This window comes from Streptomyces sp. NPDC043870, assembly GCF_056435785.1.
In genome coordinates this window covers 72,203-93,221 of the sequence record NZ_JBWKDT010000008.1, presented here as the reverse complement: position 1 = coordinate 93,221, position 21,019 = coordinate 72,203, and the positions used below count along the sequence as shown (strand labels likewise).

Below are 21,019 nucleotides of genomic sequence, written 5' to 3'. Positions count from 1 at the left end.
CCGGACTCAGCTCTGTGCCGGGGGTGCCTGGGGCACCTGCGGGGCCTGGGCCGGCTGCGGTGGCACCAGTGGCGCGGGAGGAGCGGGAGACGATGCGGGCAGTCCCTGACCGGTCCAGCTCAGCGTCACCTTGAAGGCCGCCTTGCCGCCACCGCCCACCAGCGCCGCCATGACGCCGTCCTGGCCGACGGCCAGTTCGAGTCCGAACTCGACGCTGACCTCGTCCGGACGGGCCGTGGCCACGGCGCTGCGCACATTGGAGGCGACGATCTGAAGGGAATCCTGAAAGCCGTGCAGCTTCTCGACGATCCGGTCACCGATACCGGAGTCGCTCGGGCCGTCGTGCTCGTCGACCGTGGCCCAGATGACCTGACCGTCCGGCATCTCCAGTTGCACGAGCTGCGACATGGATCCCCCTCAACTGCTGCCACGTAACTGGTCACATGGTAGAAGCCGAGTGGCGAACCCCGGGGCCGATCCTGCCGAATTCCCGGGCCTGCGCGCGTGGATCCCCCACTCACGTGGACTTGGACGCCGCCATCCCGATGGTCACCAGACCAAGCACGATCCAGCCGAACCACAGCCAGCCGTTGCTGCCGAGTGCCACCGTGTAGGCCGTCACGACCACGAGGCTCGCGACAGTGAGCACACCCATCGTCTTCGTGGAACCGGACATGCGCACCCTCCTCCCGGCCGGGCCGCGGCGGGGGACCATGGCCAGGGGCCGTGGAGCCATCGTGACCCCTGAGTACGGGAGCGCGCTACTCCCGCGCGCCGGGCCTAGGCCGTGTCTGACGAATCCCGCCTGGCGCGCGACGCCCGGCACGCACTCCCCCGTAGCCCTTCGGGCACGGGAGGTGCCCCCACGCTGCGTTGTCGGAGTCATCCAAGTACGTCCAGTACGAGGATGATCCTCCGCCTTGCGATCGCACGCACCGGACGCCGCGCGCCCCGCCCTGCGGGCGGACGGCGCTATTCGTCAGACACGACCTACCGCCCGCGGGCCTGGAGCGAGGCGAGGTACGCGTTGTACGCCTCCAGCTCCTTGTCGCCGTCCCGGTCCGCGGCGCGGTCCTTGCGGACGGCCTGGCGCTGCTCCGAGCGGTACCACTGGAACACCAGAGCGATCAGGACCAGGACGGACGGGATCTCGCTGAACGCCCAGGCGATACCGCCCGCCGCGTTCTGGTCGGAGAGCGCACTGATCCCGAGTGACGCCGGGGGATCCGCGTACGCCTTCACCATCGGCTCGGACGCCATCATCAGCGCGATGCCGAAGAACGCGTGGAACGGCATGCCCGAGAAGAGCTCCAGCATCCGCATCACATAGCCGGGGCGGTGCGGACCCGGGTCCACACCCATGATCGGCCAGAAGAAGATCAGGCCGACGGCGAGGAAGTGCACCATCATCCCGATGTGCCCGGCCTTGGACCCCATCAGGAAGTCGAAGAGCGGGGTGAAGTACAGCGCGTAAAGGCTCGCGATGAACATCGGGATCGTGAACGCGGGGTGGGTGATGATCTTCATGTAGCGGCTGTGCAGCAGCGCGAGCAGTAGCTCCCGCGGGCCCTTGCGGCCGCGGCCGGCCGGCGGAAGCGCACGCAGCGCCAGCGTCACCGGCGCGCCGAGCAGCAGCAGGATCGGGGAGAGCATGCTGATGACCATGTGCTGCACCATGTGCACGCTGAACATGACCATGCCGTAGTCGTTCAGCCTGGTGCACATCACCAGAGCGATGGTCAGTACACCGATCACGAAGAAGACCGTCCGGCCCACCGGCCACGCGTCGCCGCGCCGCCGCAGCCGGACCACGCCCCACCCGTAGAGCCCAAGCGCCACGAGACAGCCGACCAGGAAGAACGGGTCCGCGGAGAGCTCCAGGCCCCGCCCCAGCGTGAACGGCGCCAGATCCATCGGCATACCGTGCTCGCCGTGCCCGCTGTGATCCATCTGTGTACTCCTGGAGCGTCCTGATTCGCGCTTGTTGTCCGGACAAGACTAGAACCGCCCCCGGCCGCGTCTGCGACCGGGGGCGGTTCGTCAGCCGGGCAACCTCATCAGAGGACGCACTCGGCCTCGGCGTACCGCTCCGCCGGGACCGTCTTCAGCGTCTCCACGGCCTGCGCCAGCGGGACCATCGTGATGTCCGTGCCGCGCAGCGCCGTCATCATGCCGAACTCCCCGCGGTGCGCCGCCTCCACCGCGTGCCAGCCGAACCGGGTCGCCAGCACCCGGTCGTACGCGGTCGGTGTACCGCCCCGCTGCACGTGGCCGAGGATCACCGGCCGGGCCTCCTTGCCGAGGCGCTCCTCCAGCTCGACGGAGAGCTGCCGCGCGACACCGGCGAAGCGCTCGTGGCCGTAGATGTCCTTGCCGCCCTCGTCGAAGTCCATGGACCCCTCGCGCGGCTTGGCACCCTCGGCGACCACGACGATCGCGAACCGCTTGCCCGCCTCGAAGCGCTCTCCGACCCGCCTGGTCAGCTCGTCGATGTCGAAGGGACGCTCGGGGACGACGATGGCGTGCGCACCGGCCGCCATGCCGGAGTGCAGGGCGATCCAGCCGGTGTGCCGGCCCATGACCTCGACGATCAGCACCCGCTGGTGCGACTCGGCGGTCGTCTTCAGCCGGTCGAGCGCCTCCGTCGCGACCCCGACGGCGGTGTCGAACCCGAAGGTCACGTCGGTCGACGCGATGTCGTTGTCGATGGTCTTCGGCACGCCGACGATCGGCAGACCCGCCTCGGAGAGGAGGTGGGCGGCCTTCAGCGTGCCCTCGCCGCCGATCGGGATGATCGCGTCCAGACCCAGCTCGGCGACATGCCCCTTGGCGCGCTCGACGCCGTCACGCAGATGCGCGGGCTGCACCCGGGAGGAGCCGAGGATCGTGCCGCCGCGGGCGAGGATGCCGCCCACCGCGTCCAGGTCGAGCTTGCGGTAGTCGCACTCCAGCAGGCCCTTCCAGCCGTCGTGGAACCCGATGACCTCGTCGCCGTGGTCGACGACGGCGCGGTGCACGACGGAGCGGATGACCGCGTTCAGACCGGGGCAGTCGCCGCCGGAAGTGAGGACACCAATGCGCATGAGCCCGAATACCTTTGCAACGTGGGCCGACTCCCGGACCACGTCGTCCGGCTCGATCCCCGCCACCCTACCGGCGCCGGGCGGCGGGAACCGAACCGGATGTCCGCACCGTGGACATCGTGGATTCGTACGACCCCGGGACGGGGTGTACGGCCCGTCAGGCGGGCTGGGTCGCGGCCGTGATGCGCTCGGCGCGCAGCGCCTCGTACCACCGGTCGTCGGTCGGCGGCAGCGCGTTCACGTCGAGGGCCAGCTTCAGCAGCAGATCCGCGATCTGCGGATTGCGGGCCATCACCGGGCCGTGCATGTAGGTACCGAAGACGGTGTCGTTGTACGCGCCCTCGGTGCCGTCACCCGTGCCGTTGCCCTTGCCGAGCACGGTGCGGGCGAACGGGCGCGCCGCCGGGCCGATATGGGTGATGCCCTGGTGGTTCTCGAAGCCCGTCAGCTGCGGCAGACCGAGCCGCGGGTCGATGTCGGCCAGTACGTCGCCGACGCACCGCTCGCCCTCGCCGCGGGTGGAGACGACGTCGAGCAGGCCGAGGCCCGGCTCGCGCTCACCCAGGTCGTTGATGAACTCATGGCCGAGGATCTGGTACCCGGCGCACACCGAGAAGATGATCGCGCCGTTCGACGCGGCCCGGCTGAGGCCGCCGTCGCGGCGCAGCCGCTCGGCCGCGAGCCGCTGCGGACGGTCCTCACCGCCGCCGATGAGATAGATGTCGCCGGAGGTCGGCACCGGCTGGTCGCTGCGGACGTCGACGCGGGTGACGTCGAGTCCGCGCTGGCGCGCCCGGCGCTCCACGACCAGCGCGTTGCCCTGGTCTCCGTACGTGCTGAGCAGGTCCGGGTAGACCCAGACCAGGCGCAGACTGCTGTCGCTCATGCTCGATTCCTCTGCGCTCAGTTGCCGACGCGGCGGCGTACGTCCTGGAAGGCGGTGTAGTTGGCGATGAGCTCGATCCGTCCGGGCGGGGCGAGCTGCACGGCCTCGTCGACGGACTCGCAGACCCGGAAGTCCAGGCCCGCGACCTCGAGCCGCACGGCCAGGTCGAGCCTGCGGTCGCCGATCACGAAGATCGGGTGGCCGGCCAGCCGTGTGTAGTCGACGTCCCACAGCCAGGACGTGTCGGTGCCGTCCGCGCCACGGGCGTTGACGGAGAGGATCACCGGCGTCGGCGGCGGGTCGATCAGCGAGAACGTCTCGAGCCAGCCGGCGGGGTTCTTCGCCAGCAGCAGCCGCAGGTCGCGGCCGAGGAAGGACACCACGTCGTAGCGTCCGGCGACCGCCTGCACCTGGTACATGCGCTCCAGGGCGACCTGCGGCGGTACGCCGAAGACCGCGGCGACCGCGGCGGAGGTCGCGGCGTTCGCCTTGTTGGCGCGGCCGGGCAGCTGGAGGTGGATCGGCCACGCCGAACCGTGCGGGTCGAGGACGTGGTCCCCGTGGAGCGCCCAGCTCACGGCGGGCCGGCGGAAGCCGCACTCGCCGCAGAACCAGTCGTCGCCGGGGCGCTGCATCACACCGCCGCAGGCGGGGCAGGACCAGGCGTCGTCCTTCCACTCCTGACCGGCGGCCACCCACACCACGTTGGGGGAGGAGGACGCGGCCCAGACGATCAGCGGGTCGTCGGCGTTGGCGATGACGACGGCCTTCGTACCGGACAGACCCTCGCGCCACTTCTCGGCGAGCATCCGGGTCTCGGCGGCGCGGTCCAGCTGGTCGCGGGAGAGGTTGAGCAGCGCGATGGCCTTGGGCGTGGTGTCGCGGGCGACACCGGCCAGATACTTCTCATCGACCTCGATCACGCCGAACTTGGCGTCGGAACCACCGGCCAGGGCCGAGGTGATGCCCGCCGGCATGTTCGCGCCCAGCGCGTTCGAGACGACCGGGCCGCTGGCGCGCAGTGCCTCGGCGATGAGCCGCGTGGTGGTGGTCTTGCCGTTCGTCGCCGACACCAGAATGACGTCGAGATGCTGTGCCAGCCGGCTCAGCAGATCCGGGTCGAGTTTGAGCGCCACCCGGCCGCCGATCACCGATCCGCTGCCGCGTCCTGCGGCGCGCGACACCGCCGCTGCGGCCTTGCCTGCCGTCACAGCCAGCTTGGCCCGCGGCGACAGCGGCTCTGGATTGCCAGGGTGTCCAGCCATCGTCCTTGATCCTCCTTGCGTCGGTCGGGGCTCAGCCTATCGAGATCCGGCCAGCGGCCCGAACCGCGGCTCCAGGACGAAACCTGGAGGTCATCGCGGCGGCCGTCGGAACGTACCCTGACCGCCATGCGAAACCGTCCGATCCCCGGCAGTTCCGGACTCGTACGAGCCATGAGGCTGCTCGGAGATCCGGCGCTGCACGCTCCCTGCGAGCCCGTCACGGACTTCGGTCCGTCCCTCGCGAAGCTCATCGAGGACATGTACGCGACCATGTACGCGGCCCAGGGCGTCGGCCTCGCGGCGAACCAGGTCGGGGTACCGCTGCGGGTTTTCGTGTACGACTGCCCCGACGACGAGGACGTCCGTCACCTCGGGCACGTGGTCAACCCGCGGCTCGTCGGTGTGGACGGGATCACGGTGCGCGGACCGGAGGGCTGTCTGTCGCTGCCCGGCATCGAAGCGGGTACGCCGCGCTTCGACCACGCGGTGGTCGAAGGGGTGACGATGACCGGTGATCCGGTGCGGGTGGACGGGACGGGCTTCTTCGCCCGGTGCCTCCAGCACGAGTGCGACCACCTCGAGGGCGGGGTGTACCTGGACCGGGTCACGGGCTGGCGCCGGGCCCGGGCCCTGCGGGCGGTGCGCCGTGCGCCGTGGTCGCGCCGGTCCGCGTAACCAGGGGCGAGCCCCGGGACCCCGTACGGCCCTGAGCCCTTTCTCGATCTCCCCCGGAGCTTCGCCCGGGGCCCCGGACGGGCCTCTTTCCGAGCCCGTCCGGTGGTTGAGGACGGGTGCGCCGGTCCAGGGAACGGCGCCGGGCGTCCCGGTGAGCGGGCATTGCCCGGGGTCCGGGACGGAGCCCCGGCGTCAGAACCCCGGGCCGCCCTCGAGGTCGGCCGCCGCGGCCAGGCGGCCCCACAGCAGATCCGCGAGGCTGCTCACCAACTGCTGCCGCGAGCACGGGCGTTCGCCCAGCCACCAGTCACCCGCCCCGTGCATCATGCCGACGATGCCGTGGCCCCAGATCCGGGCCAGATCGTCCCCGCCGGGCCCGAGTTCGACCCGCTCGGCGATGACCTTCGCCAGCTCTTCGCCGAGCCTGCGCAGCAGCGGCGCGGAGTGCCGGCCGACGTCGAAGCCCTGCTCGGACTGGTGGGAGTCCTCGGCGGGGTGCATCAGGAAGCGGTAGACCTGCGGGCGGGCCTCGATCGCGGCGAGATACGTGTCGAGGGTGTGCTCGACCCGCTCCCGCCGGTCGGAGCTCGCGTCGATCGCCGTGCGCAGTGCGACCAGCAGGCCGTCGGTGTGGCGCTTTGCGAGTGCCCGGTAGAGCCCGCTCTTGTCGCCGAAGTGCCGGTAGAGGATCGGCTTGGTGATCCCGGCCTCGGCGGCGATGGCGTTCATGGAAGCCTTCGGTCCGTCCCGGAGCACCACACGGTCCGCGGCTTCGAGCAGCTCCCGCCGCCGCTGGTCGGCCGACCGCTGCTGGTCGGTCTGCTGAGTCGTGGTCTCCATAGCGTTCTCCCCGCCCGTGCGAAATCCGTGAGGCCTGCGCAACGTAACACTCCGCAGGGACCCGGCGTCGATCGCGAGGGTGCCGGTTGACAGCTGCTACCCGCTGGTAACAGACTGCGGTTACCGTTAGTAACGTGCGGGTGGGTGCACATCAGGAGGGGACATGACCGAGTTCGCGCTCGATCTCAACGACGACCAGAAGCAGGTCCGTGACTGGCTCCACGGCTTCGCCAGGGACGTGATCCGCCCGGCCGCCGCCGAATGGGACGAGCGTGAGGAGACGCCCTGGCCGGTCATCCAGGAAGCCGCCAAGGTGGGCATCTACTCCCTCGACTTCTATGCCCAGCAGTTCTTCGACCCGACCGGCCTCGGCGTTCCGATGGCCATGGAGGAGCTCTTCTGGGGTGACGCCGGCATCGCCCTCTCGATCGTCGGCACGGGCCTCGCCGCCGTCGGTGTCCTCGCCAACGGCACCCAGGAGCAGATCGGCACCTGGATCCCGCAGATGTACGGCGACGTCGACGACGTCAAGGTCGCCGCCTTCTGCTCCTCCGAGCCCGACGCCGGCTCCGACGTCGGTGCGATGCGCACCCGCGCCGTCTACGACGAGGCCAAGGACGAGTGGGTCCTCAACGGTACGAAGACGTGGGCGACGAACGGCGGCATCGCCAATGTCCACGTCGTCGTCGCCGTGGTCGACCCGGAGCTGGGCACGAAGGGCCACGCATCCTTCATCGTGCCGCCGAACACCCCCGGCCTCTCCCAGGGCCAGAAGTTCAAGAAGCACGGCATCCGCGCCTCGCACACGGCGGAGGTCGTCCTCGAGAACGTCCGCGTCCCCGGCTCCTGCCTGCTCGGCGGCAAGGAGAAGCTGGACGAGCGGCTCGCCCGCGCCCGGGAGCGCGCCCGGGCGGGCGGTGGCGAGAGAGTGAAGAACGCAGCCATGGCCACCTTCGAGGCCTCGCGCCCGGCCGTCGGCGCGATGGCGGTCGGCACTGCACGCGCCGCGTACGACTACGCCCTCGAGTACGCCAAGGAGCGTACGCAGTTCGGCCGCCCGATCATCGACAACCAGGGCGTCGCCTTCCAGCTCGCCGACATGCGCACCCAGATCGACGCGGCCCGGCTGCTGGTGTGGCGCGCCTCCTGGATGGCGGTGGCCGGCAAGCCCTTCACCTCGGCCGAGGGCTCGATGTCCAAGCTCTTCGCCAGTGAGGTGGCCAAGAAGGTCACGGCGCAGGCGGTCCAGATCCTCGGCGGCAACGGCTTCACCCGCGAGTACCCCGTGGAGCGCATGCACCGCGACGCCGCGATTTACACGATCTTCGAGGGCACGAGCGAGATCCAGCGCCTGGTGATCGCCCGCACGGTGTCGGGCATGCCGATCCGCTGACCCACGACGCACCGGAGGGCGCCGCCCGCGACCGGGCGGCGCCCTCCGGCGTCCGTGCGACGGATCAGGCCGGCAGCTGGGCCTCGATGGCCGTGACGATCTCCGCGGCCTCCGGCTCGACGCGCGGCCGGAAGCGGGCCACCACCTCACCGTCCGGCGAGATCAGGAACTTCTCGAAGTTCCACTGGATGTCCCCGGCCTCCCCTTCCGCATCGGCAAACCGGGTCAACTCGGTATAGAGCGGGTGCCGGTGGTCGCCGTTCACGTCAGCCTTCTCCAGCAGCGGGAAGGTCACCCCGTAGGTCGCCGAGCAGAACGAGGCGATCTCGTCGGCGCTGCCCGGCTCCTGTCCGGCGAACTGGTTGCAGGGCACGCCGAGCACGGTGAAGCCCCGGTCGCCGTAGCTCTTCTGCAGCCGCTCCAGGCCCTCGTACTGCGGCGTCAGGCCGCAGCGGGAAGCCACGTTCACCACGAGCACGGCCTTGCCGCGATGGTCGGCGAGTGATGCCTCTTCGCCGCTCAGGGTGCGCAATGGGATGTCATACAGGGACATCTTGGACTCCTTCATACCTCGTGTTTATGTGGTTCTTATTCTTCGTGTAGCGTGCGCGCGTTCGATCAGCATGCGACCCCGAGGAAGACCGCCGATGAGCGCTCCGACGCCCCCCGCCGCCCCGCAGGACCCGCAGTTCCCGCAGGGCCAGCCCGTCCCCGTCCCCGCGCCCGAGCCTGCCAAGAAGAGCAAGCTCAAGAAGTTTCTCAGCGTCGTCGTCCTCATCGTCGTCGCGGTGGTGGTGAAGCTTGGCATCGGCTACGTCTTCAACTCCCCCGTGCGCGCCGAGGTCGGCGACTGCGTCCAGGTCACCGGCGCCGAGAACAACCCTGACGTCGAGACCAAGAAGTGCGACGACAAGGACGCCAACTACAAGGTCGTCAAGGTCATCGAGAACACCTTCGACGTCAACTCGTGCACCGTCGGCGAGGCCGCGCTCGCACAGGAGTGGGACGCCGAGAAGTTCGTCCTCTGCCTGGACCCCGTGAAGAAGTAACGCGCGCCGGGCGACGGTCAGTCGCCCAGCCTGCGGAACAGCCCCTCCTGCACGACCGAGACGAGCAACCGGCCCCGCCGGTCGTAGATCCGGCCGCGCGCCAGTCCCCGGCCGCCTGTGGCGACCGGGGACTCCTGGTCGTACAGAAACCATTCGTCCGCCCTGAACGGCCGGTGGAACCACATCGCGTGGTCCAGGGACGCCATGTCGAAGCCGCGCGGCCCCCACAGCGGCTCCACGGGGATGCGGACCGCGTCCAGCAGTGTCATGTCGGACGCGTACGTCAGCGCGCACGTGTGCACCAGCGGGTCGTCGCCGAGCGGGCCGACCGCGCGCATCCACACCGCGCTGCGCGGGTCCGCGTCCTTGATCTCCTCCTTGGTCCAGCGGAGCCGGTCCACGTAGCGGATGTCGAAGGGCTGGCGGCGGGCCATCCGCTCCAGTGCCTCCGGCAGCGCACCCAGATGCTCACGGACCTCGTCGCTGACGCTCGGCAGCGTCTCCGGGTCCGGGAAGTCCAGCCGCGGCGGCAGCTGGTGCTCGAAGCCGGCCTCCTCCGGCTGGTGGAAGGACGCCGTCAGGTTGAAGATCGTGCGGCCCTGCTGCACCGCGGTGACCCGGCGGGTGGTGAACGAGCGGCCGTCCCTGACCCGTTCCACCTGGTAGACGATCGGCACACCGGGGATGCCCGGACGCAGGAAGTAGGCGTGCAGCGAGTGGACCGGGCGTTGGCCGTCGGTGGTCCTGCCCGCCGCGACGAGGGCCTGTCCGGCGACCTGTCCGCCGAAGACGCGCTGCAAGGACTCGTTGGGGCTGCGTCCGCGGAAGATGTTCACCTCGATCTGCTCCAGATCGAGCAGATCGACCAGGCGCTCGGCGGGGTTGGTCATATCGGGGTCCTCGTCACGTGGGCGGAGCTCCAGGGAGCCTGAACGGTCAACCTATAGCTGGCCGACGGACGTCACCCGGACCACGGCCCGGCCCTCCTCGTCGGAAGCCGCCAGATCGACCTCCGCGCTGATGCCCCAGTCGTGATCGCCGTTGGGGTCGGCGAACGTCTGCCGGACCCGCCACAGGCCGTGCGCGGGGTCCTCCTCGATGGACAGCAGCTTCGGCCCGCGGGCGTCCGGCCCGGTGCCCAGGTCGTCGTACTCGTCCCAGTACGCGTCCATCGCCTCGCCCCAGGCGTCCTCGTCCCAGCCGGACTCGGCGTCCAGCTCGCCCAGCTCGGCGACCTGGTCGAGCGCCGCCAGCTCCACCCGCCGGAACATCGCGTTCCGCACCAGCACCCGGAAGGCCCGGGAGTTCGCGGTGACCGGCTTGACCTGGTCGGCCTTCTCCTGGGCCTCCTCGGCCGTCTCCACCTCGGGGTTCGCCAGCTGCTCCCACTCGTCCAGCAGGCTGGAGTCGACCTGTCGGACCATCTCGCCGAGCCAGGCGATCAGATCCTCCAGGTCCTCGGTCTTCAGATCGTCCGGGATGGTGTGGTCGAGGGCCTTGTACGCGCTCGCGAGATAGCGCAGCACGATGCCCTCGGTGCGCGCCAGCTCGTAGTAGGACGTGAACTCCGTGAAGGACAGCGCCCGTTCGTACATGTCACGGATGACGGACTTCGGCGAGACGGGGTGGTCGCCGACCCACGGGTGCGACTTCCGGTAGACGTTGTACGCCTGCCACAGCAGCTCTTCGAGCGGCTTCGGGTAGGAGATGTCCTGGAGCCGCTCCATCCGCTCCTCGTACTCGACGCCGTCCGCCTTCATCGCGCCGACCGCTTCGCCGCGCGCCTTGTTCTGCTGGGCGGCGAGGATCTGGCGCGGATCGTCCAGCGTCGACTCGACGACGGAGACCATGTCGAGGGCGTACGACGGCGATTCGGGGTCCAGCAGATCGAAGGCCGCGAGCGCGAAGGTGGACAGCGCCTGGTTCAGTGCGAAGTCCTGCTGGAAGTCGACGGTGAGCCGGACGATCCGGCCCTGGGCGTCCGGAGTGTCCAGGCGCTCCACGATGCCGCCGTCGAGCAGCGAGCGGTAGATCGCGATCGCCCGGCGGATGTGCCTGAGCTGCTGCTTGCGCGGCTCGTGGTTGTCCTCCAGCAGCTTGCGCATGGCGTCGAAGGCATTGCCCGGGCGGGCGATCACCGAGAGCAGCATGGCGTGGGAGACCTTGAAGCGGGAGGTCAGTGGCTCGGGGTCGGAGGCGATGAGCTTCTCGAAGGAGTTCTGGGACCATGCGACGAAGCCCTCGGGTGCCTTCTTGCGGACCACCTTCCGCTTCTTCTTCGGGTCGTCGCCGGCTTTGGCGAGCGCCTTCTCGTTCTCGATGACGTGCTCGGGCGCCTGGGCGACGACGAATCCGGCGGTGTCGAAGCCGGCCCGGCCGGCGCGGCCCGCGATCTGGTGGAACTCGCGGGAGCGGAGCGTACGGACACGATTGCCGTCGTACTTGGTGAGCGCGGTGAACAGCACCGTACGGATGGGGACGTTGACGCCGACACCGAGCGTGTCCGTACCGCAGATGACCTTCAGCAGACCGGCCTGGGCGAGCTTCTCGACGAGGCGCCGGTACTTGGGCAGCATGCCGGCGTGGTGGACGCCGATGCCGTGGCGTACGTAGCGGGACAGATTGCGCCCGAACTTGGTGGTGAACCGGAAGTTGCCGATCAGCTCGGCGATCTGGTCCTTCTCCTCGCGCGTGCACATGTTGATGCTCATCAGCGACTGCGCCCGCTCGACCGCCTGGGCCTGCGTGAAGTGCACGATGTAGACGGGCGCCTGCTTGGTCTCCAGGAGCTCGGTCAGCGTCTCGGTGATCGGGGTCGTCCGGTACTCGTACGAGAGCGGCACCGGACGGGTCGCCGAGCGTACGACGGCGGTGTCCCGGCCCGTGCGCCGGGTCAGGTCCTTCTCGAACATCGAGACGTCGCCGAGCGTCGCCGACATCAGCACGAACTGCGCCTGGGGAAGTTCGAGGAGCGGGATCTGCCAGGCCCAGCCGCGGTCACCCTCGGCGTAGAAGTGGAACTCGTCCATCACGACCTGGCCGATGTCCGCGTCCTTGCCGTCACGCAGCGCGATCGACGCCAGCACCTCGGCGGTGCAGCAGATGACCGGCGCGTCCGCGTTCACCGACGCGTCGCCGGTGAGCATGCCGACGTTCTCGGTGCCGAAGAGCTTGCAGAGATCGAAGAACTTCTCCGAGACCAGTGCCTTGATCGGCGCCGTGTAGAAAGTGACCTCGTCCCGGGCCAGCGCCGCGAAGTGCGCACCCGCTGCGACCAGGCTCTTTCCCGAGCCCGTGGGGGTGGAGAGGATCACATTGGCCCCGGAGACCACCTCGATCAGCGCCTCCTCCTGGGCCGGGTAGAGCGAGATGCCCCGGTCTTCGGCCCATGACGAGAAGGCTTCGAAGAGGGCATCGGGGTCGGCATCCGGCGGCAGCTGATCGATAAGGGTCACGCCCCCCATCTTGCCTGGCTTCGGTCCCGATGCGGGAACCGGCCGCCGGGACGAAGATCGTGACCGGTACCCTGTCCCGTCAACTGAGCACAACGACAACACAAATGGGGCGGGAACAGCATGATGGGACCGGCACACTCCCTGTCCGGGGCGGCAGCCTGGCTGGGGGTGGGAGCGGCGGCGGCCGCGGCGGACCATCCGATGCCGTGGCCCGTTCTCGTCGTCGGCGCGCTGATCTGCGCGGGTGCGGCGCTCGCGCCCGACCTCGATCACAAGGCGGCGACGATCTCGCGGGCCTTCGGGCCGGTCTCACGTGGCCTGTGCGAGGTGGTCGACAAGCTCTCGTACGCGGTCTACAAAGCGACGAAGAAACCGGGCGACAAGCGCAGGACGGGCGGTCACCGCACGCTCACGCACACCTGGCTGTGGGCCGTACTCATAGGTGCGGGCACGTCGGTACTGGCGATGGCCGGCGGGCGCTGGGCGGTCCTCGCGATCCTCTTCATCCATCTCGTGCTGGCCGTGGAAGGGCTGCTGTGGCGGGCGGCCAGGGTCTCCAGCGATGTGCTGGTGTGGCTGCTCGGCGCGACCAGTGCGTGGATCCTGGCCGGCGTTCTGGACAAACCGGGCAGCGGTGCGGACTGGCTCTTCACCGGCCCCGGCCAGGAGTACCTCTGGCTCGGCCTGCCGGTCGTCCTCGGAGCCCTGGTCCATGACATCGGGGACGCGCTGACCGTGTCGGGCTGCCCGATCCTCTGGCCGATCCCGGTCGGCAACAAGCGGTGGTACCCGGTCGGCCCGCCGAAGGGCATGCGCTTCCGGGCCGGGAGCTGGGTAGAGCTGAAGGTGCTGATGCCGGTGTTCATGCTGCTGGGCGGGGTGGGTGGCGCGGCAGCGCTGAACGTGATCTAGGGGCTCGGATCCGGCCGGGGCTGCGTGACAGGCCTTTGGCCGGCCGCGAACGAGCCTTGCCGTCGCCGACGAGCGCGCCCGCTGCCGCCGGCTGCCTACGGCCCGCCGCCGAAGAAGCCGGACTTCAGGTCCCCGATGACGGCGTCGAGTGGGTGCCCGCTCACGATGAACGGTCCACTCCAGGGCGAGCTGAGGGCGAAGAGCAGTGCCAGGCTCAGCCCGACCACGCTCGCCACGCCCCCGACGAGCAGTGACGTTCGCAGGCTGCTGCGGAAGATCAGTGCGCCGGCGTTGACGATCAAGGCCAGTCCGGTTGCCACGAGCGTGACGACGTAGAGCGTGGGAAGGTCGCGCGACGCGGCCGCGACGCGGGAACGACGCGTACTGGTGACGCTGTCGAGGGAAACCAGCAGCTCCGTGCTCGCCGGGGTTCCCAGCTCGGGCCGGGCCGCCTCGGCGCGCACGCTCCGCTCCAGCCGTGCGATCGCGTGAGCGGTGGCCGGGTCGTCACCGGACGCCGCTGCCCCAACCTCCCATTCCTTGACGCGCGTGGTCTGCAGATAGTCCTGCAGTGCCGCATGGATCGGCTCCGACCGGACCCGCGGACTCGTCGCCGCCCACGCCAGGCGGGAGGCTGCGGCCGCCTCGTCGCTCACCAAGCCTTCCGCTGCACGCAGGTAGCCGGCCTCGCTGGCCAGCGTCAGGGCCGCGAAGATCGCGAAGGCGGCGCCGAGTGTGGGCATCAGGGGCGGGGCGATCTGCGGCACCCGGTCCTGTTCCCCGACCGGCACGAGCGCCCGGACGCCGACCCGCGCCACGGCCGCGACGAGCAGGGCAAGGAAGAGCCAGCCCACAACCAGCACCACCGCAGGCAAGGAGGTCAACCAGTTCACCGCATCACCTACAGCGCGTTCCCATGAGCGTCACACGGCGGCGGCCGCATCGGCCTCCGCGACCCGGAGCTCCTCGTCGATGACCTTCAGCGAAGGATCCATGATCACAGGCCGAAGACCTCCGATGCGCGCGACGCCCGGCACGGCACCTCGCTTCGTTGACCGAACAGCCGAGTACGGCGCCGCACGAGGCCGCACGAGGCCCCACGGAGCCGCCGGTGTCCGGCGTTCGGCCCAGCGCCGGGTGCCGGGGCCGGCACCCGGCGGTAGCGTCCCGGCCGTGAGCGGAGCGAGAGACGAGCGGGGGGACCAGGGCGTCGGCACGGTCATCGGGCGGGAGCGGCTGCTCGCCTTCGGGGACGCGGTCTTCGCCATCGCCATCACCCTGCTCGCCCTCGACATCAATGTGCCGGACGGACTGGCCGACCCGGCTCTGGGCGCGGCGCTCCACGACACCCTCGCCGACGTGGGCGCGTTTCTGCTGAGCTTCGTCGTCATCGGGGTGCTGTGGCTGGGCCAGCACACCCTGTTCTTCCGGGTCGTCCGGCTCGACTCCTGTCTGGTCTATCTGTATCTGACGTTGCTGGCCGTGATCGCGGGGCTGCCGTTCCCGACCCGGCTGATCAGTGAGTACGCCGGCACCGCTCTGGGGACGGGGGTCTACGCGGGAACGATCGCCCTTGCCTCGGCCCTGATCACCGCCATGGCGCTGCGGCTCCTCTTCCGGCCGGACCTGGTCGAACCGGGTGTTCCGCGTGAGAGCCTGCGTACCGGCGTCCTGGAAGGCCTGGTGATGGTGGCCGTCTTCGCCGCCTCGGTCCCCGTCACCCTCGTCTCACCGCAAGTCGCCCAGCTCTGCTGGCTGGCCGCCATCCCCCTCCGCGCCTGGATCTCCCGCCGGCCCGGCACCGCCCCGCCATCGGCCTGACGCCTGTTCCCCATCCCATCCCGCCGCGCATCGCGCCAGCGCCGCGGCCCCGGGGCAACGAGGCCGTGTTCGAGAACTCCCGCCTGGCCCGCGCCGCCCTGCGGGCGGACGGCGCTAGTTCTCAAACACGGCCTAGCCGTGCCAGGAGCGCCACAGCGCCGCGTACGCCCCGTCCGCCGCCACCAGCTCGCCGTGGCTGCCCAGTTCGCTGATCCGCCCGTTCTCGACGACCGCGATCACGTCCGCGTCGTGCGCCGTGTGCAGCCGGTGGGCGATCGCGACGACCGTACGGCCGTCGAGGACGCGGGCCAGCGAGCGTTCCAGATGGCGGGCCGCGCGCGGATCCAGCAGCGAGGTCGCCTCGTCCAGGACCAGGGTGTGCGGGTCCGCCAGCACCAGGCGGGCCAGGGCGATCTGCTGGGCCTGGGCCGGGGTCAGGGAGAGCCCGCCCGAGCCGACCTCGGTGTCCAGACCGTCGTCCAGGGCCCGCGCCCAGCTGTCGGCGTCCACCGCACCCAGTGCCGCCCAAAGCTCCGCGTCCTCCGCCCCCGCCCGGGCGAGGAGCAGATTGTCGCGCAGGGAGCCCACGAAGACATGGTGCTCCTGGTTGACCAGCGCCACATGCTCCCGCACCCGCTCCGCCGGCATCCGGGACAGCTCGGCGGCACCGAGCGTGACCCGGCCGGTGCGCGGGGCGTAGATCCCCGCGAGCAGCCGGCCCAGCGTCGACTTGCCCGCGCCGGACGGGCCGACCAGCGCCAGCCTGGTGCCGGGCGGCACGTCCATGGAGACCCGGTGCAGCACGTCGACACCCTCGCGGTACCCGAAGTGCACCTCGTCCGCGCGGACCGCGCGACCCTCCGGCCGCACCTTCCCGTCACCCGCGTCCGGCTCGATCTCCCGGACGCCCACCAGCCGGGCCAGCGACACCTGCGCCACCTGGAGCTCGTCGTACCAGCGCAGAATCAGGTTCACCGGGTCGACCATCATCTGCGCGATCAGCGCGCCCGTGGTCAGCTGCCCGATGCTGATCCAGCCCTGCAGCACGAAAACCCCGCCGATCATCAGCACCGAACCGAGCACGGTCGCGTGGGTGACATTGATGACGGGGAAGAGCACGGACCGCAGCCACAGGGTGTAACGCTCCCAGGCGGTCCACTCCTTGATGCGCCGGTCCGACAGCGCCACCCGCGCCGCCCCGAGCCGGTGCGCCTCCACGGTCCGCCCCGCGTCGACGGTCTCGGCGAGCACCGCGGCCACGGCCGCGTACCCCGCGGCCTCCGAACGGTACGCCGACGGCGCCCGCTTGAAGTACCAGCGGCAGCCGATCACCAGCACCGGCACCGCCACCAGTACGGCCGGCGCGAGCGGCGGCGCGGTCACGGTGAGGCCGCCGAGCAGCAGTACGATCCAGAACACCCCGATCGTCAGCTGCGGCACCGCCTCGCGCATCGCGTTCGCCAGCCGGTCGATGTCCGTGGTGATCCGGGACAGCAGATCGCCCGTACCGGCCCGTTCCAGCACGCCGGGCGGCAGCCCCACCGACCGTACGAGGAAGTCCTCGCGCAGATCCGCCAGCATCCGCTCGCCGAGCATCGCCCCGCGGAGCCGCACCAGCCGTACGAACACGGCCTGGACGACGAGCGCCACCGCGAACAGCGCCGCGGTGCGCTCCAGATGGAGCTCGCGCGCGCCGTCCGCCGCCCGCTCCACCAGCGAGCCGAGCAGCCACGGCCCGGCCATCGAGGCCACGACGGCCACCGTGTTGACGACGATGAGCAGCACGAACGCGCGGCGGTGCCGCCGCAGCAGCTCGCGCACGTAGGACCGTACGGTCTCCGGCGTGCCCACCGGCAGGGTGGTCGCCGTCCGGGGAGCCGCCGGGTCGTATTCCGGCGGCGCCACGCCGATCATGCCGTCTCCTCGATGTCGATGGCGTCGATGGATTCGATAGTTCCGATAGTTCCGATGGATTCGATGGATTCGATGGTTTCGAGCTCGGCTTCGCCGAGCCCCTGGCTCAGTGCCAGCTGCTCCGCCTCCGTCTCGCGGGTCACCACCGCCCGGTAGCGCGGCTCCTCGTGCAGCAGCTCGCGGTGCAACCCGACCGCCGCGACCGCGCCCTCGTGGACCAGGACGACCCGGTCCGCGCGGTCGAGCAGCAGGGGCGAGGACGTGAACACGACGGTCGTCCGTCCCGTGCGCAGCGCCCGCACACCGTCGGCGATCCGGGCCTCCGTGTGCGAGTCGACGGCCGAGGTCGGCTCGTCGAGCACCAGCACTTCCGGGTCCGCGACCAGCGACCGGGCCAGGGCCAGCCGCTGCCGCTGCCCACCGGAGAGCGAGCGGCCGCGCTCGGTGACGGTCGCGCCCATCGGGTCCCCGTCCAGGGAGGCCTGCGCCAGCGCGTCGAGCACGTCGCCGCACTCGGCCGCGGCCAGCGCCGCCTCCGCCGGTACCGCACCGGAGGCGGGCACGTCGAGCAGCTCCCTGAGGCTCCCCGACAGCAGCACCGGGTCCTTGTCCTGGACCAGCACAGCGGCCCGCGCGGCGTCCAGCGGCAGCTCCTCCAGCGCCACCCCGCCGAGCAGCACGGACGGCAGCCCCGCCGGCTCCGCGGGGTGGCCGCCGAGCCGTTCGGCGAGCCGCCCCGCCGCGTCCGGGTCGCCGCACACGACGGCGGTCAGCGCCCCGGCCGGGGCCAGCAGCCCGGTGGCCGGGTCGTACAGCTCACCCGTGGGCACCGCGTCGGAAGTGCCCGCGGCCCCGCCCGTCGCGCGTTCCAGCGACAGCACGCGCGCCGCACGCCGCGCCGACGGCCGGGAGAAGGAGTACGCCATCGCGATCTCCTCGAAATGCCGCAGGGGATAGGTCAGGAGCATCACCGCGCTGTACACGGTGACCAGTTCACCGACCTCGATCCGGCCGTCGCGGACGAGCCCGATGCCGTACCAGACCACGGCGATGAGCAGCAGACCCGGCAGCAGCACCTGCAGCGCCGTGATCAGCGACCACATCCGGGCGCTGCGGACGGCGGCCCTGCGCACCTCCTGCGAGGCGCGCCGGTAGCGGGTGAGGAACAGCTCCTCGCCGCCGATGCCGCGCAGCACCCGCAGGCCTGCGACGGTGTCGGAGGCCAGCTCGGTGGCCTTGCCCGCCTTCTCGCGCTGGGCGTCGGCGAGCCGGGTGGCCCGGGGCAGCAGCGGCAGGACCCCGAGCGCCAGGACCGGGACGCCGATGGCGACCAGCACGCCGAGCGCCGGCTGGTAGACCAGGAGTGCCGCACAGACGACGACGATGGTGAGGGCCGCCGCGAGGAACCGCGAGACGGCTTCCACGAACCAGCCGATCTTCTCGACATCGCCGGTGGACACCGCGACGACCTCGCCGGCGGCGACCCGTCGGGTGAGTGCGGAGCCCAGCGCGGCGGTCCTGCGCGCCAGCAGCTGCTGCACCCGCGCCGCGGCGGTGATCCAGTTGGTGACCGCCGTGCGGTGGAGCATCGTGTCACCGCCCGCGATGCCGACCGCGGCGAGGGCGATCAGTCCGCCCGCGAGGGCGAGTCCGGTGCCCGAGCGCTCGACGACCGCCTGGACGGCGAGTCCGACGCCGTACGGAAGCACCATGACGGAGACGAAGTGCAGCATGCCCCAGGCGAGTGACGTGAGCTGGCCGCCGAGCTGCTTGCGCCCGAGCCAGATCAGGAACCTGAGTCCCGACCGGACGTCCGGTACTCCGGGATCGAGATACGGAAGATCGCGAATCTGCATGACATCCCAGATCGTTCGGAAGAGCGCCTCAGACGTGCAAGGTTCGCTCTCCGCAGTCGGTCGCGGCAAACGAATTTTGCGTCGCACGGCCCAGAACAGGCCATGATCCGCCGCCGCCCCTGGCGCACGCGCAACCCTCAGGCTTCACTCCCGACGCATGAGACAACGACAGATCATGTCCATGATCACGGGGTTGCTGCTGGCGACCGGATCGCTGCTCGGTGCGAACCCTGCCGCCGCGGACACCCCACCGGCCGAGTTCGGCAGCGACTGGCACGACCCGGTCACCGCCGCGCCACCCGTCACCCGGCCGTCCACCACGTCCTGCGAGATCACCCTCGCCGAGGCGCAGTTCCGCGACTTCACGCCGTACAAGGGTGGCTACACACCGCCCAAGGGCTGTGGCAGTACCTGGAGCAAGGTGGTGCTGCGGCTCGACGGCAGCGTCAAGGGCCGCCAGTACGACCGGCTCGGCCATCTCACGGTCGGCGGCGTCGAGGTCTTCCGTACCTCCACTCCGCAGCCCTCGCCCGACGGCATCACCTGGTCCGTCGAGAAGGACGTCACCCGCTACAGCGACACCCTGCGCCGGGTACAGCCGGTCGAAATGCTCATCGGCAACGTGGTCAACGACACCTACACCGGAGTCATCGACGTCAGGGTGACCCTCACCTTCTACGCGGCAGAGGGCCGCACCCGGCCGGCCGCCGTCCCCGACCGGGTGCTCCCGCTCGACGGCACGAGCATCACCACGCCGCGCAACTCCGAGCGGATCGTCGCCGAGGTGTACGCCACCGGCTCGGGCGGCGGTTGCGAGGAGTACTGGTACATGACCGTCCCGGACCCGGCGCCGTACTCCTGCAAGGCCGACGAGGGCCCGTACCGCGAAGTGCAGATCAGGGTCGACGGACAACTCGCCGGCGTCGCGGCGCCGTTCCCGACCGTATGGACCGGGGGCTGGTCCAATCCCTTTCTCTGGTACGTGATTCCGGGACCGCGCGCCTTCGACATCAAGCCCGTCCAGTACGACCTGACGCCGTTCGCCGCCCGGCTCAACGACGGCCGCCCGCACCGCGTCGAGGTGTCCGTCGCCGGGGTGCCCGCCGGGCAGACCGGCTGGAGCACGCCCACCAATGTGCTGATCTGGCAGGACGAGGGCCGCAGTGTCGTCACCGGTGCCCTGACCCGTCACGAGGAGGGAGCACTCGCCAACTCCTCCGTGTACACACCCGGTTCACCGAACCGGCTGGACACCGAGGCCGGCCACCGGCTGACCGTCGCCGGACATCTGGACACCTCGCACGGGCGGATCACCACCACCGTCACCCGGTCGCTCGCCCACGACTCCGTGCACCGCTGGGGCGAGGCCGAGAACCCGGACGCGCTCCGGGCCACCTGGACGGACCACGAGACCGTGACCTCGGGCAGGACCACGACCCGTACCGACCGGACGTACACGATGGACGGGGAGACGACCCTTGGCGCGGGCGACCGGCTGCGGACCGTGCTCACGCTCGGGGACCGGGCCGACACGGTGGTGCTGCGCGGCGGGACACGTGTCGCATGGTCGCGGATCGACGACGCGTACGAGGGCGACGCCACGTACACGGCGAATGTTCCGCGCGATCAGCGGCATGCGGTCGGCACGACGGCGGAGCGCTACCGGCTGTACGGCCCGGCGGCGCCGGGCGGTTGCTACGACCGCAGCCTGCGGACCGTCCAGGGGATGGTGACGCAGGACCGCCGGCGCTGCTGAGGGGCCAGGGGCTGGGGGGGGGGGGGGGGGCTTGGGTGGGTATTTTCTCGCGGCAAGGGGCCCCCATGGGGTGGGGGGGGGGGAGGGGGAGTGGGGGGGGGAGGGCGGGGGGGC

The 21,019-nt window shown here is 70.7% G+C and carries 19 protein-coding genes; 6 read left to right on the top strand and 13 right to left on the bottom strand.

The annotated features are described in order from the left end of the window. Positions 1–6: 6 nt before the first annotated feature. The 6 genes from AC0699_RS13140 to AC0699_RS13115 form a co-directional block, all read right to left on the bottom strand. On the bottom strand, positions 7–408 hold the full coding sequence (locus tag AC0699_RS13140) for a CU044_2847 family protein (protein ID WP_478659272.1): 402 nt from the start codon (positions 406–408) through the stop codon (positions 7–9). 109 nt (positions 409–517) lie between these two features. Next, positions 518–676: a hypothetical protein gene (locus tag AC0699_RS13135; RefSeq protein WP_478659270.1), complete on the bottom strand. Its 159-nt coding sequence runs from the start codon at positions 674–676 to the stop codon at positions 518–520. Between the two features lie 314 nt (positions 677–990). Beyond that, positions 991–1,950, bottom strand: a complete 960-nt coding sequence (locus tag AC0699_RS13130) for a cytochrome c oxidase assembly protein (RefSeq protein WP_478659268.1) — start codon at positions 1,948–1,950, stop codon at positions 991–993. 107 nt (positions 1,951–2,057) lie between these two features. Beyond that, positions 2,058–3,083, bottom strand: coding sequence for a 6-phosphofructokinase (locus AC0699_RS13125; RefSeq protein WP_453667651.1), 1,026 nt, complete (start codon positions 3,081–3,083; stop codon positions 2,058–2,060). A 157-nt stretch (positions 3,084–3,240) separates the two neighbouring features. After that, complete coding sequence (locus tag AC0699_RS13120; protein WP_478659265.1) at positions 3,241–3,969, bottom strand: type 1 glutamine amidotransferase; 729 nt, start codon at positions 3,967–3,969, stop codon at positions 3,241–3,243. A gap of 17 nt (positions 3,970–3,986) precedes the next feature. Continuing rightward, entirely contained in the window at positions 3,987–5,234 is a 1,248-nt protein-coding gene (locus AC0699_RS13115) for a MurT ligase domain-containing protein (RefSeq protein ID WP_469770629.1), read from the bottom strand. 126 nt (positions 5,235–5,360) lie between these two features. On the opposite strand from AC0699_RS13115, the gene def reads away from it, so the two are divergent. After that, on the top strand, positions 5,361–5,909 hold the full coding sequence (gene def / locus AC0699_RS13110) for a peptide deformylase (protein WP_478659263.1): 549 nt from the start codon (positions 5,361–5,363) through the stop codon (positions 5,907–5,909). 192 nt (positions 5,910–6,101) lie between these two features. Here the strand turns inward: def and AC0699_RS13105 are convergent, their stop codons facing one another. Beyond that, positions 6,102–6,749 (bottom strand): TetR/AcrR family transcriptional regulator, encoded by a 648-nt coding sequence (locus AC0699_RS13105; RefSeq protein ID WP_478659261.1) that lies wholly within the window; start codon positions 6,747–6,749, stop codon positions 6,102–6,104. Between the two features lie 163 nt (positions 6,750–6,912). On the opposite strand from AC0699_RS13105, the gene AC0699_RS13100 reads away from it, so the two are divergent. Continuing rightward, the gene (locus AC0699_RS13100; protein WP_478659259.1) at positions 6,913–8,142 is read left to right on the top strand and encodes an acyl-CoA dehydrogenase family protein; all 1,230 of its coding nucleotides are present in this window, start codon (positions 6,913–6,915) and stop codon (positions 8,140–8,142) included. A 64-nt stretch (positions 8,143–8,206) separates the two neighbouring features. Here the strand turns inward: AC0699_RS13100 and AC0699_RS13095 are convergent, their stop codons facing one another. Continuing rightward, complete coding sequence (locus AC0699_RS13095) at positions 8,207–8,695, bottom strand: glutathione peroxidase (RefSeq protein ID WP_478659257.1); 489 nt, start codon at positions 8,693–8,695, stop codon at positions 8,207–8,209. Between the two features lie 94 nt (positions 8,696–8,789). On the opposite strand from AC0699_RS13095, the gene AC0699_RS13090 reads away from it, so the two are divergent. Beyond that, complete coding sequence (locus AC0699_RS13090) at positions 8,790–9,191, top strand: LppU/SCO3897 family protein (RefSeq protein WP_469770634.1); 402 nt, start codon at positions 8,790–8,792, stop codon at positions 9,189–9,191. Positions 9,192–9,208: 17 nt separating this feature from the next. Here AC0699_RS13090 and AC0699_RS13085 read toward each other — a convergent pair whose 3' ends face one another. Further along, the gene (locus AC0699_RS13085) at positions 9,209–10,081 is read right to left on the bottom strand and encodes an acyl-CoA thioesterase (protein WP_478659255.1); all 873 of its coding nucleotides are present in this window, start codon (positions 10,079–10,081) and stop codon (positions 9,209–9,211) included. A gap of 51 nt (positions 10,082–10,132) precedes the next feature. Continuing rightward, complete coding sequence (locus tag AC0699_RS13080) at positions 10,133–12,646, bottom strand: DEAD/DEAH box helicase (protein WP_478659253.1); 2,514 nt, start codon at positions 12,644–12,646, stop codon at positions 10,133–10,135. Between the two features lie 120 nt (positions 12,647–12,766). On the opposite strand from AC0699_RS13080, the gene AC0699_RS13075 reads away from it, so the two are divergent. Beyond that, the gene (locus AC0699_RS13075; RefSeq protein ID WP_478659251.1) at positions 12,767–13,558 is read left to right on the top strand and encodes a metal-dependent hydrolase; all 792 of its coding nucleotides are present in this window, start codon (positions 12,767–12,769) and stop codon (positions 13,556–13,558) included. A gap of 95 nt (positions 13,559–13,653) precedes the next feature. Here the strand turns inward: AC0699_RS13075 and AC0699_RS13070 are convergent, their stop codons facing one another. Further along, complete coding sequence (locus AC0699_RS13070) at positions 13,654–14,451, bottom strand: bestrophin-like domain (RefSeq protein WP_478659249.1); 798 nt, start codon at positions 14,449–14,451, stop codon at positions 13,654–13,656. Positions 14,452–14,731: 280 nt separating this feature from the next. On the opposite strand from AC0699_RS13070, the gene AC0699_RS13065 reads away from it, so the two are divergent. Next, positions 14,732–15,379: a TMEM175 family protein gene (locus tag AC0699_RS13065; protein WP_478659247.1), complete on the top strand. Its 648-nt coding sequence runs from the start codon at positions 14,732–14,734 to the stop codon at positions 15,377–15,379. 132 nt (positions 15,380–15,511) lie between these two features. Here the strand turns inward: AC0699_RS13065 and AC0699_RS13060 are convergent, their stop codons facing one another. Beyond that, positions 15,512–17,293, bottom strand: coding sequence for an ABC transporter ATP-binding protein (locus AC0699_RS13060; RefSeq protein ID WP_478659245.1), 1,782 nt, complete (start codon positions 17,291–17,293; stop codon positions 15,512–15,514). Next, positions 17,290–19,149, bottom strand: a complete 1,860-nt coding sequence (locus AC0699_RS13055) for an ABC transporter transmembrane domain-containing protein (RefSeq protein ID WP_478659243.1) — start codon at positions 19,147–19,149, stop codon at positions 17,290–17,292. The genes AC0699_RS13060 and AC0699_RS13055 overlap by 4 nt, the downstream gene beginning before the upstream one ends. A 157-nt stretch (positions 19,150–19,306) precedes the next feature. On the opposite strand from AC0699_RS13055, the gene AC0699_RS13050 reads away from it, so the two are divergent. Then, positions 19,307–20,905, top strand: a complete 1,599-nt coding sequence (locus tag AC0699_RS13050; protein ID WP_478659241.1) for a peptide-N4-asparagine amidase — start codon at positions 19,307–19,309, stop codon at positions 20,903–20,905. Positions 20,906–21,019: the final 114 nt, after the last annotated feature.

Coding starts and splice junctions, on each gene's coding strand:
- AC0699_RS13140 (WP_478659272.1), bottom strand. CDS start 408: ATGTCGCAGCTCGTGCAACTGGAGATGCCGGACGGTCAGGTCATCTGG.
- AC0699_RS13135 (WP_478659270.1), bottom strand. CDS start 676: ATGTCCGGTTCCACGAAGACGATGGGTGTGCTCACTGTCGCGAGCCTC.
- AC0699_RS13130 (WP_478659268.1), bottom strand. CDS start 1,950: ATGGATCACAGCGGGCACGGCGAGCACGGTATGCCGATGGATCTGGCG.
- AC0699_RS13125 (WP_453667651.1), bottom strand. CDS start 3,083: ATGCGCATTGGTGTCCTCACTTCCGGCGGCGACTGCCCCGGTCTGAAC.
- AC0699_RS13120 (WP_478659265.1), bottom strand. CDS start 3,969: ATGAGCGACAGCAGTCTGCGCCTGGTCTGGGTCTACCCGGACCTGCTC.
- AC0699_RS13115 (WP_469770629.1), bottom strand. CDS start 5,234: ATGGCTGGACACCCTGGCAATCCAGAGCCGCTGTCGCCGCGGGCCAAG.
- def (WP_478659263.1), top strand. CDS start 5,361: ATGCGAAACCGTCCGATCCCCGGCAGTTCCGGACTCGTACGAGCCATG.
- AC0699_RS13105 (WP_478659261.1), bottom strand. CDS start 6,749: ATGGAGACCACGACTCAGCAGACCGACCAGCAGCGGTCGGCCGACCAG.
- AC0699_RS13100 (WP_478659259.1), top strand. CDS start 6,913: ATGACCGAGTTCGCGCTCGATCTCAACGACGACCAGAAGCAGGTCCGT.
- AC0699_RS13095 (WP_478659257.1), bottom strand. CDS start 8,695: ATGTCCCTGTATGACATCCCATTGCGCACCCTGAGCGGCGAAGAGGCA.
- AC0699_RS13090 (WP_469770634.1), top strand. CDS start 8,790: ATGAGCGCTCCGACGCCCCCCGCCGCCCCGCAGGACCCGCAGTTCCCG.
- AC0699_RS13085 (WP_478659255.1), bottom strand. CDS start 10,081: ATGACCAACCCCGCCGAGCGCCTGGTCGATCTGCTCGATCTGGAGCAG.
- AC0699_RS13075 (WP_478659251.1), top strand. CDS start 12,767: ATGATGGGACCGGCACACTCCCTGTCCGGGGCGGCAGCCTGGCTGGGG.
- AC0699_RS13060 (WP_478659245.1), bottom strand. CDS start 17,293: ATGATCGGCGTGGCGCCGCCGGAATACGACCCGGCGGCTCCCCGGACG.
- AC0699_RS13055 (WP_478659243.1), bottom strand. CDS start 19,149: ATGCAGATTCGCGATCTTCCGTATCTCGATCCCGGAGTACCGGACGTC.
- AC0699_RS13050 (WP_478659241.1), top strand. CDS start 19,307: ATGAGACAACGACAGATCATGTCCATGATCACGGGGTTGCTGCTGGCG.